At 69.8% G+C, this 11,138-nt stretch carries 7 protein-coding genes; 6 read left to right on the top strand and 1 reads right to left on the bottom strand.

Features of this window, described 5'->3' with window-relative positions; all coding sequences use genetic code 11:
• Window positions 1–26: 26 nt before the first annotated feature.
• From plsX to AB0J69_RS54325, 4 genes are all read left to right on the top strand, one after another.
• Window positions 27–1,046: a phosphate acyltransferase PlsX gene (gene plsX, locus AB0J69_RS54310; RefSeq protein ID WP_364135609.1), complete on the top strand. Its 1,020-nt coding sequence runs from the start codon at window positions 27–29 to the stop codon at window positions 1,044–1,046.
• Window positions 1,047–1,104: 58 nt separating this feature from the next.
• Window positions 1,105–3,510 (top strand): HAD-IC family P-type ATPase, encoded by a 2,406-nt coding sequence (locus AB0J69_RS54315; RefSeq protein WP_364135612.1) that lies wholly within the window; start codon window positions 1,105–1,107, stop codon window positions 3,508–3,510.
• On the top strand, window positions 3,507–5,234 hold the full coding sequence (gene argS, locus AB0J69_RS54320) for an arginine--tRNA ligase (protein ID WP_364135615.1): 1,728 nt from the start codon (window positions 3,507–3,509) through the stop codon (window positions 5,232–5,234). The genes AB0J69_RS54315 and argS overlap by 4 nt, the downstream gene beginning before the upstream one ends.
• Before the next feature lie 120 nt (window positions 5,235–5,354).
• Window positions 5,355–6,689: a hypothetical protein gene (locus AB0J69_RS54325; protein WP_364135618.1), complete on the top strand. Its 1,335-nt coding sequence runs from the start codon at window positions 5,355–5,357 to the stop codon at window positions 6,687–6,689.
• A gap of 332 nt (window positions 6,690–7,021) precedes the next feature.
• On the opposite strand, the gene AB0J69_RS54330 is transcribed toward AB0J69_RS54325, so the two are convergent.
• Window positions 7,022–7,405: a cell division protein SepF gene (locus tag AB0J69_RS54330; protein ID WP_043633494.1), complete on the bottom strand. Its 384-nt coding sequence runs from the start codon at window positions 7,403–7,405 to the stop codon at window positions 7,022–7,024.
• A 168-nt stretch (window positions 7,406–7,573) separates the two neighbouring features.
• On the opposite strand from AB0J69_RS54330, the gene AB0J69_RS54335 reads away from it, so the two are divergent.
• Window positions 7,574–8,338 carry a PhzF family phenazine biosynthesis protein gene (locus AB0J69_RS54335; RefSeq protein WP_364135623.1) on the top strand — a complete coding sequence of 255 codons (765 nt, stop codon included), beginning with the start codon at window positions 7,574–7,576 and terminating at the stop codon, window positions 8,336–8,338.
• A 208-nt stretch (window positions 8,339–8,546) separates the two neighbouring features.
• A complete protein-coding gene (locus AB0J69_RS54340; protein WP_364135626.1) occupies window positions 8,547–9,716 on the top strand; it encodes a TIGR04222 domain-containing membrane protein in 1,170 nt (389 codons plus the stop codon).
• Window positions 9,717–11,138: the final 1,422 nt, after the last annotated feature.

The raw sequence follows: 11,138 nt of genomic DNA on the forward strand, positions 1-11,138 counted from the left end.
GGGCTCGATGCCGTACGAGGTGATCATTGTCCGACAGCAAGCCCATCGCGCTCGACGCCATGGGCGGGGACCACGCACCCCACGAGATCGTGGCCGGGGCGGTGCACGCCGTGCGCGAGCGCGGCCTGGCCGTCGTGCTCGTCGGCTCGCCACGCGTCCTCTACGAAGCACTCGCCGACCACGACGCCACCAAGGAGGTGCCGATCGTACGCGCCGAGGAGGCGCTGTCCATGGACGAGGGCGCGCTGGCCAGCCTGCGCCGGCCCCGCTCCAGCATCGCGGTCGCCTGCCACCTCGTACGCCGGGGCGACGCCGCGGCGGTCGTGTCCGCGGGCTCCACGGCGGGCATCGTGGCCACCGGCAGGCTGCGCCTCAAGGGCCAGCAGGGCGTGCTCAGACCCGCCATCGCCGTCGCCCTCCCCACCCTGCCCGCCCCGGCCGTGCTCCTGGACGCCGGCGCCAACGCCGAGGTCAAGCCGGAGATGCTGGTGCAGTTCGCACACCTCGGAGCCACCTACGCCGAGCTCGCCCACGACATCCAGGACCCCAAGGTGGGCCTGCTCACGATCGGCAGCGAGGCCGAGAAGGGCAACAAGCTCGTCAAACGGGCCCACGAGCTGCTGCAGGGCTCCCCCGGCCTGAACTTCGCCGGCAACGTCGAGGGCCACGACCTGCTGACCGGCAAGGTCGACGTGATCACCACCGACGGCTTCACCGGCAACGTGGCGCTGAAGACCATGGAAGGCGCCGTCCGCTACGCGTTCGCCGAGCTCAGGGAGACGATCAGCGACAGCAGGCTGGCCCGGCTGGGCGCCGTCATGCAGCGCTCGCGCATCCGCGACCTGCGCCGCCGCCTCGACGCCGAGGCGCACGGAGGGGCCGTGCTGCTCGGCCTGAACGGCACCGTCGTCATCGCCCACGGCGCCTCCAGGGCACAGGGGATCAGCGCCGCCTGCCAGCTCGCCGCGGACCTGTCGGCGGCCGGTGTCGTGCCCGCCATCGGCGACCGGATGACCTCCCAAAGTCGCTCCCACAGATTGTGGTGACCCCTTAGGGTGTGACCGATCCACAGATACGGGGGGTTATGTGGACGGGCTCACCTCGATGACGCATGGCCTCACCTCGGCTCAGGTGGCGGTGGCGAAGGCGAACCACGTCCCGCGCCGGTCGAGCAGGTCGCTGAGCGCGATCATCAGGGCGAACGTGTTCACCCTCTTCAACCTGGTCATCGGCGTGCTGTGGGCGCTGATCCTGGTCTTCGGCGAGTGGCAGGACAGCCTGTTCGGGCTGGTCATCGTGGCCAACGCGCTGATCGGCATCATCCAGGAGCTGCGGGCCAAGCGCACGCTCGACAAGCTCGCGGTGATCAACGAGGCTCCCGTACGCGTACGCCGCGACGGCGGGGAGCGCGAGATCCACCCCCGCGACGTGGTCCTGGGCGACCTCATCCTGCTCGGCCCCGGCGACCGCCTGCTGGTCGACGGCGAGGTGGTCGACTCCGACGGGCTTGAGGTGGACGAGTCGCTGCTGACCGGCGAGGCCGACCCCGTGCACAAGCACCCGGGCGACCGGGTCCTGTCGGGCAGCTTCGCGGTGGCGGGCTCGGGGGCGTTCGTGTCCACGAAGGTGGGCACCGACGCGTACGCCGTGCAGCTCGCCGAGGAGGCCAGCAAGTTCCACCTCGCCCACTCCGAGCTGCGCGCGGGGGTGGCGAACTTCATCAAGTACATCACCTGGCTGGTCATCCCGATCGGCGCCCTGCTGATCTACAGCCAGCTGCACAACTCGGCCGACCTGCGCACCGCCATCACCGGCGCGGTCGCCGGCATCGTCACCATGATCCCCGAGGGTCTGGTGCTGATGACCTCGATCGCGTTCGCGGTCGGCGTCGTACGCCTGGGCCGGCGCAAATGCCTGGTCCAGGAGCTGCCCGCGATCGAGGGCCTGGCCAGGGTGGACGTGCTCTGCCTGGACAAGACGGGCACGCTCACCGCCGGCGGCATGGACCTGGACCAGGTCCTCCCCGTACGCGACGGCCATCCGACCGGCGACACCCTGCCCGTACACGGCGGGCGTCCGGCCGACGAGCGCCTGCCCGTACGCGACGGGCACACGGCCGACGGCCCCCTTTCCGTACGCGGCGGCGAGCCGGTCGAGGAGGCCCTCGCCGCGCTGGCCAACGTCGACGGCCACCCGAACGCCACCGCCGAGGCCGTCAGGGTCCGCTACCCCGCCGCCCCCGACGGCTGGACCGCCCGCTCCACCGTGCCGTTCTCCTCGGCCCGCAAATGGAGCGGCGCCGACTTCGGCGAGCACGGCGCCTGGGTGCTCGGCGCGCCGGACGTGCTGCTGCACACCGGCGACACCTACGACAGGGCCGCCGAGCTGGCCGCCACGGGCACGCGCGTGCTGGCGTTGTGCCGTACCGACAGCCTGGCCGGCACGGAGCGCGGCGACGCGGCCGTCGAGCCCGTCGCGCTCATCACCCTCAAACAGCGCATCAGGCCCGACGCCCACGAGACCCTGCGGTACTTCGCCAAGCAGGGCGTGACGGTCAAGGTCATCTCCGGCGACAACCCGGTGGCGGTCTCGGCCATCGCGACGAGCCTCGACATCCCCGGCGGCGAGCGCTCGATCGACGCCAGGACGCTGCCGCACGACGACCCCGCCGCGCTCGGCGAGCTGCTGGACACCCACACCGTCTTCGGCCGGGTGACCCCGAGGCAGAAGCGGGAGTTCGTCACCGCGCTGCAGGCCCGCGGCCACACCGTGGCCATGACCGGCGACGGCGTCAACGACGTGCTCGCGCTGAAGGACGCCGACCTGGGCATCGCGATGGGCGCGGGCAGCCCCGCCACCAAGGCCGTCGCGCAGGTGGTGCTGCTCGACGACAAGTTCGCCACGCTGCCGCACGTCGTGGGCGAGGGCAGGCGGGTGCTGGCCAACATCGAACGGGTCTCCAACCTGTTCCTCACCAAGACCTTCTACGCGATCGTGCTGTCGCTGCTCGTCGGGGTGGCCGGGGTGGCGTTCCCGTTCGCGCCGCGCCACTCGACCCTGACCAACGCCCTGGTCATCGGCATCCCGGCGTTCTTCCTCGCGCTGGCCCCGACCCTTGAGCGAGCCAAGCCCGGGTTCGTGCCCCGGGTGCTGCGCTTCGCCGTACCCGCCGGGGTGTTGTGCGCGGCGGCGGTGCTGCTGTCGTTCTGGGCCGCGCACAAGAGCGCCGCCACGCTGCTGGAGAACCAGACGGCCGCCGTGATCACGCTCTTCCTCACCACGTGGTGGGTGCTCGTGCTCATCGCCAGGCCGCTGACCTGGTGGCGAGCGGCGCTGGTCGGCTCCATGGCGGTGCTGTTCGCAATCGGCCTGACACTGCCCTTCATCAGGGAGTTCTTCGCCCTCGAACCCGGCAACCTCAGCAACGACCTGACCGCCGTCGGCATCTCGATCTTGGCGGCGCTGATGATAAGCGTGGCGGTCAAGGTCGCCGGTACCCTTAGAACATGACCGACCCGCAGATAGTGCTCACCGAGCGCGTCCAGCAGGCGCTGGCCCGCGCGTTCGGCTCCGAGCACGCCGACGCAGATCCGCTGATCCGGCCCTCCCAGTTCGCCGACTTCCAGGCGAACGTCGCGATGAGCCTGGCCAAGCGCCTGCGACGGTCCCCGCGGGAGGTCGCCGAGGCCATCAGGGCGGAGCTGTCCGACTTCCCCGGCACGGTCGAGGTCAGCGGCCCCGGCTTCCTCAACATCACCCTCGCCGACTCGTGGATCGAGTCCGAGGCCCGCCGGATGCTGGCCGACCCGCGGCTCGGCGTCGGCACGACCACGCCGTCGCAGACCGTGGTGATCGACTACTCCGCGCCCAACGCGGCCAAGGAGATGCACGTCGGCCACCTGCGCACCACGATCGTGGGCGACTCGCTGGCGCGCCTGCACGAGCACCTCGGCAACACCGTCATCCGGCAGAACCACCTGGGCGACTGGGGCACGCCGTTCGGCATGCTCGTCGAGCACCTGCTCGACACGGGCGAGGAGGCCGCGGTCAAGCAGCTCGAGGCCGGCCAGGGCACCGAGTTCTACCAGGCGGCGCGGGCCAAGTTCGACAACGACGAGGAGTTCAGGACCCGTGCGCGGGTGCGGGTCAGCACCCTGCAGTCGGGCGACCCCGAGACGCTGCGGCTGTGGCACGTGTTCATGGACGCCACCGTGCGCTTCTTCAACAAGGTCTACGACCTGCTCGGCGTCACGCTGACCGACACCGACATCGCCGGCGAGAGCATGTACAACCCGATGCTCCAGAAGACCTGCGACGACCTGGAGGCGTCCGGCACGGCGGAGATCAGTGACGGCGCGCTCTGCGTGTTCCCACCCGGCTTCACCGGCTCCGACGACAGACCGCTGCCGCTCATCATCAGGAAGAGCGACGGCGGCTACGGCTACGCAACCACCGACATGGCCGCCATCCGCTACCGCGTCAACGACCTCAAGGCCGACCGCATCCTCTACGTCGTGGGCAACGAGCAGGCGCTGCACTTCCAGATGGTGTTCTCGGCGGCGCGGCTGGCGGGCTGGCTGCCCGACACGGTCACGGCCGAGCACGTGCGGATCGGCATGATGCTGGGCAAGGACGGCCGCCGGTTCAAGACCCGGTCCGGTGAGTCGGTCAAGCTGATGGACCTGCTCCAGGAGGCCGTCGACCGCGCCGGCAAGCTGATCGAGGAGCGGGGTTACGACGAGGCAACCCGGCGGGAGATCGCCCACGCCGTCGGCATGGCCGCCGTGAAATACGCCGACCTGTCGGTCAGCCACGACAGCGAATACGTCTTCGATCTCGACCGCATGGTGGCCACGACCGGTAACACCGGCCCCTACATGCAATACGCGACGGCCCGCATCCGCTCGATCTTCCGTAGGGCGGGCATCGCACCGGCCGACGCGACGGCCCCCATCGTGCTCGCGGCACCGGCCGAGCGCGCGTTGGGCCTCCATCTGCTGGGCTTCGGCGAGCTCGTCTCGCAGGTCACCGCCGACTCCGAGCCGCACCGGTTGTGCGCGTTCCTCTTCCAGACGGCGAGCCTGCTGAGCACGTTCTACGAGGAGTGCCCGGTGGTCAAGGAGGGTGTCGACCCCGAGACCCGAGACCACCGGCTGGCCCTGTGCGCGCTGACGTTGCGCGTGCTGGAAACCGGCCTCGACCTTCTGGGCGTCCCTGTCCCCGAGCGCATGTAACAGGCAGTTGACTCAAAGTCTCCCGTTCCGTCGTGGGCGCGCCTCCACCGGGTTGGCGCGCCCCAGCGGTTAGGCTTTACGCGGTCATGAACTGAGGCCGATTTGGGGGAGTTCTCTGCCTTGAGCACGGACCTGACTGCGAGCCCCCCAGCAGCGACCGAGTTGCATCGCTATGCCGAAGCGCTGCTGGCGCACCTCGCCGCCAAGGGCACCGCGCCTCCGGCCGCACCGAGCTTTCGCGACGTACCCGGCTACTGGTTGCCCCCGGCCGTCGAAGCGCTGGTCGCCATCCTCGCCGGCGAAGACCCGCTCGAACCGCTGAGCAGGGCAGCCGGCAGAGACCAGCAGCAGACCGCGCTCTTCCTCTGCCTGGCGCTGGCGGTGTCCGGGCAGGGCAGCCGCATCCACGCCTCCTGGCTCGGCACCGCCTTCGGCGAGCTGTCGCTCGACCGCCCGGTCTCCCACGGCCAGCGCTCGCTCTGGCTGGCCGCCGCCCGGGGGGCGTACGGCCCCGCCGGCAAGATCTTCGTGCTGCGCAAACTCGACGCGCTGGCCGTCCAGGAGCACGCCGACCCTCGTCAGTGGGTGCAGGCGATCGCGCCCGGCGAGCCCGCCGTGGTCGTGCCGCCGTCGCTGGTGGACTTCCCGGAGATGGCGGAGATCCCCGAGCTGGCCCGGCCCGCCGTGGCAGCCGCCCGCCTGGCCCGGCTACGCGGACGATGTGCGGAGATCACCTCGGCCCGGCAGGCCGAGCACGACACCGCCGCCCCGCTCGACAACGCCTCGGCCAGCCCCGCCGCGAGCTGGGCCGAGGACGAGCCGCTCGCCGTCCTGCGCGCGCTCATCGGCCAGGGCGGCAGCGCCGGACCGATGGCCTCGCTGAGCTCCTACCTGCTCGACGACCTGCGCCCCGGCGCAGACCCGCACCTGGCCGCGATCGCGCTGCACGTGGCGGCGCCGATCCTGCGGGGCGTGGCCGAGGAGCTCGAGGCCGACAGCCGCCTGGAGCCGCCTGCCACGTTGACGGTGCCGCTGCTCGGCCACCGCATCCTCCTGCACCCGGAGGGTCCCGACCAGGCTTCGCTGGCCGCCGCCGAGGAATCGATCGTCACCGAGGGCGTGGTGCCGCGCGCCCGCCCGTGGGCCGCCATGGTGCTGATCGTCGCGGGCGTCGCCTGCTTCATCGGCGCGGCCTTCGCCACCCGCCTGCTCGCCGCGGCCGCCGTGGCCATGATCGGCCTGGCCGGCTGGCAGCTCTGGCAGCGCCGCAAGCTCGTCGAGGCCGACGCCCGCTACGTGGCCGGCCAGGTCAGCGAGCTGAAGGAGCTGGCAGAGGGAGCGGTCTGGGCGCTACACGCGTACGCCCGCGAATCAGACGCCCGCGCGAAGCAGGCCGCGGAGGACGCAGCCGAGCTGACCCGCCTGATCCGTCGCGGCCCCCGCGCCGCCCACTGACGGAACCCTAGAGACAACCCTCAGAGAGGAACACCACTCCCCGGACGGGATAAGCCGCTCTGGGATAAGCCGCTCCCCCAGGACCGGACGGGAGAAAAGCTCCCCTGGCGGGAGGGGAGGAAGGCTCCCCAGACCGGACGCGGGAGTAAGACCCCCCGGACCGGACGCGGGAGTAAGGCCCCCGGACCGGAAGGCCGCTCCCCGGGCACGACACAGAGGCGGCCATTCCGATAAAACCCATCAAACCGCCCACCACAAGCACGATCTCACGAAGCCCGAAGCCCTCCCCTGGCCGGCCCCACACGAAGATCCGCGCTCGGAACGGGGCTGGCCTAGGTGGTCTCGATCTCCACGTGAGCCGGCGCGAGCAGGAAGACGCGCTCGGCGATGCGCTCGATCCGCCCCTCACACCCGAAAGCCAGGCCGGCGGCGAAGTCCACCATCCTGGTCGCCTCGGACATCGACATGCCCGTGACGTCCATGATCACCGTCTGCCCGTCACGGAAATGCTGACCGATCAACGGTGCGTCGTTGTACTTGAGCGGCTGAACCATCACGATCCGCGACGAGTCGACGTTCGCGCGCCACCGCCGGGCGGCCCGCTCGGTCGCGGGGACGTACTCGTCCTCGTAGTGCTCGTCGTCGTCATAGCCCTCGTCGTAGTGATCGACCCCGCTCAGGCCAAGGTAGCTCACCACCTTGCGCACTGCCCCCATCGGCTTGTCCTTTCCTCAGGAACTCACCGTAATCGGCACGTCCCTACACATTGGACGGTAACCGACGATTCCGCATTCGCCACGCGACACGCCCAGCCCTAATTCCATTTTGTACGGCTTGCAGCCTGCTTGCAGCTGGATATCCGACCCCCGTATACCATCGGCCACATGCGCCTCTTCACCGTCGACGCCTTCACCGGCACAGCTTTCAAGGGTAATCCCGCAGCGGTCTGCCTGCTGGACTCTCCGGTTTCTGACCGATGGATGCAGAGCGTAGCCAACGAGATGAACCTCTCCGAGACCGCTTTCCTGCTCGGAGATTCGCTGCGCTGGTTCACTCCAGCGGTAGAGGTTACGCTCTGTGGTCATGCCACTCTCGCGACCGCCCACGTGCTCTATTCGACCGGTGCGGCGACGGGTCAGCTCGAATTCAGCACGGCCAGCGGGACGCTTACCGTGAATCGGCGCGCCGACGACATGATCACAATGGATTTTCCGGCCAAGGAGGTGACCCCGGCCCCGGTTCCGGCCGGCCTGGAGAAAGCACTCGGGGTCACACCGGTGCGAGTCGGTAAAAGCCACCTCGACCTGCTGGTCGAGTTGGAGTCAGAGGCAACGGTACGATCGCTGACCCCCGACATCGCCGCCCTGGCCGCCGTGGACGCGAGAGGCGTCATCGTCACGGCACCGGGCAAGGAGACCGACTTCGTCTCCCGCTTCTTCGCCCCGAACGTAGGCGTACCTGAGGACCCGGTCACGGGCTCGGCCCACTGCGCCCTGTCCCCGTACTGGTCGGCACGTCTGGGCAGAGAGTCCCTCGTGGGCGCCCAACTCTCGGCCCGAGGCGGCCTCGTCCACGTCACCCACGCCGGCGACCGCGTTCACCTGGCCGGGCAAGCGGTGACCGTCATGTCGGGCACGCTGCACATCTAGGGCGAGCTTCAAAGACGTCGAGCCAGTCGCTGATCGCCGCAGCGGCGAGACCCGCTTCGCGGCGTACGGCGCGGTGCCTGCCGTGTCGTGGCGCAATGCAGACGTTCGCGGTGAGCCGGTGAGCCGTCCTGCTGCACCCCTGGACACCTCGACGCTCCCGCTCGCCACCGTCCTGCCGCCATGTGCATCCGCCCGCACCGACACGTCCATGCTCAACGCCGAGGGCGAGCGCCACCGCCGGCTCCGCATGCCGCTGACCGCCGCCACCCTCGCCGCCACGCGCATCCGCATGGGCTGCCCCCCACCCCCGCCGCCATGTACATCCGCACGGCATGCCCGGGACACCTTCCTGGCAGATCTCATCGCGCACGCTGAGAAGATTCCACGAACCTCGATTTCCACCGCGGCCCCACCGGGTAGAACCGGTATGTCCGCCTTGCGGGTCCAACTGAGAGTCCAGGAGGTGGAGGTGGCGGTTGTCCTGGCCATCTTGGCGGCGCTTCTGGCAGCGGTCGTCATCAGCGCAGTCGTGTTCGGAGAGCGGACACAGGCCGAACTCCGGCGCAAAGCGCGCGAGCGGGAGGACACCGAACCGGACTACTACGAAATCGCCTGCCTGGCGGGCGGTCCCTGGCGCGTGGCCGACACCGCGATCGGGTTACTGGCCGAGCAGGGCCGCATCCGTGTCTCCCGGGGCAGCACACTCCACCGCGTGTCCGGAATGGCGCCCGCCGAGCATCCCGTGGAACGCAGGGCGTTCACGATGCTGCGCCGACGAGAGGAAAACCGGACGGCGTACAAGATCAGACAGGCTCTGGCCGAGAGCGACGAGGCCGCCGAGGTCAAGTTGCGACTGGCTGACCGGGGCTTGTTGATCCTGGACTCCCTCCCCACCGAAACGTTGCGCCGGTGCAACAGCGCGCTCGCCGTAGTCCGCGTCCTCGCGCCGCTCGGTGTCGTGGCTACTGGGATCACGATGCTGGTGACAGGCACGCCGCAGGCGATGATGCCCGGCCTGGTGGGATTCGTCGCCTGCTGGGTCGTCGCCCTCGCGGCGAGAACCCTCTACGCCACGGATCCCTACACCCGCTCCTCTCGCGAGGGCCGCCGCCACCTGAAGAAGGCATTACGGCGGCGGACGTACGACTCCGACACCGACGCGATCGCCATGCCGCTGGCATTGCACGGACTGGGCAAGATCAGCGATCCCGTCCTGTTCGCCGAGCTCACAGCCCCTCCACCCCGGCCCGCGAAATCGTACGGCGGCCACCGGTCCGACGCGGGCTCCTGGTCCGGCGGCAGCGACAGCAGCGGCACTTCCACGGTCGGAGCGGGCTGCGGCGGGGGATGCGGCGGGGGATGCGGCGGCGGGGACTGACCCCGCCCACGTGCGGTGACCGCAAGCATCCACCGAATCGAACATGCCCCGGGAGCCGCCCGACTCGGAGAATCAGCGTCACCCCGGCAGACATAGCCCCATAGTCAGTCCTCCCCAGGGGAGGTTCCGATTACAGGTCAAGTACGGCCGTGGCAGCACGGCCGCCGATCGCGGCACCGCTGACCGCCAGCACCGGCAGGCCAGCCACGGCGCCACGGTGACCACCGCCACCAAACCCCCGTCCGCACCTCCGTCCGCGCACTCACCGCACCCCCGTCCGCGCCTTCGTCCGCGAGCAAGCCTTCGTCAGCCTGCACGGTTCACGCCGCCACGACTCCCGCCGCGGCGCGACGCCGGCACCAGCCGGCGCAAGCACGTCAACGACCAGGATGCCGATCCGAAGCGCTGTCACCGCGCATCGTGGTGGGCGTACGCACTCCGGCCACATGGTCGCGCAGCAGCCGTACGACCCCGCCGAGGTAGCCGACAGCACCCAGGGCGAGGGCCCCGAACGTGAGTACCGGCCGCCGACCATCAACTCTGTGATCGTGGACCCTGAAGCAGGGACCATAACGGTGAGCGGAGAATTTGTCAGCCCGCAAGAGCGCCACCCCCGTGAACCCTCTGTGGTCATCGCACCGGGGCCAAGTCGTCCAAGACCGCGCGACGCCTGCCGCAGCGCACGGCTCTCCGGGAGCCATGTGGGCCCTCCGGACCGACGGAGGCTATGTCGAGACCATGGTCTCGATGCCGAAGGCGAGCCCTCGGGCACCCGGACCGGGCAGGGCGAGACCCCGGCACCGCCCAGAGTCAATGCCGGCAACCGCATCGCCTCAACCCATCAAGATGCGGCCGGGCGACGCAGAAACGCATAGACGCCCGCTCACCAACCACCAACGCCTCAAGCCACAAGCCACAAGCCACAAGCCACAAGCCACAAGCCACAAGAACCTTCGCCGACAGGACCGGCCGGCGCGGGGATCAGATCCGGCTGGGCAAACTCGCCTGGCGAAATCGAGGCCAGCTGGGACATCCGCGCCCGCGCTACGACGCACCCACGTCCTTCGCCACGCGAACGATCACACAACCGTAAACACCGATGAGTTCGAAGCCGCCCATCACGAACTCGGCCACGCAGCCGTTACCAAAGTCATCGCGAAGGCCAGGATCCGGATCCCGCTCCCGGACACGCAGCCCGGATCATGCCGAAGCTTCTCGCCCTGGTGCTGCTTCCCACGCACCCACCGAACAGCGACAAGGTATCAAGCACCCGCCTGACAGCTCAGGCGGCACCAGAAGCCCTCCACGCGGGAAGCGTAAAGCTCCACAAACGCAGAAAGGGCCCCGACGCGTTGGCGTCGGGGCCCTCCCATAAAGATTGTCCGGCGGTGACCTACTCTCCCACACCCTCCCGAGTGCAGT

The sequence above is a fragment of the Nonomuraea sp. NPDC049709 genome (genome assembly GCF_040674815.1).
Taxonomy (GTDB): Bacteria; Actinomycetota; Actinomycetes; order Streptosporangiales; family Streptosporangiaceae; genus Nonomuraea.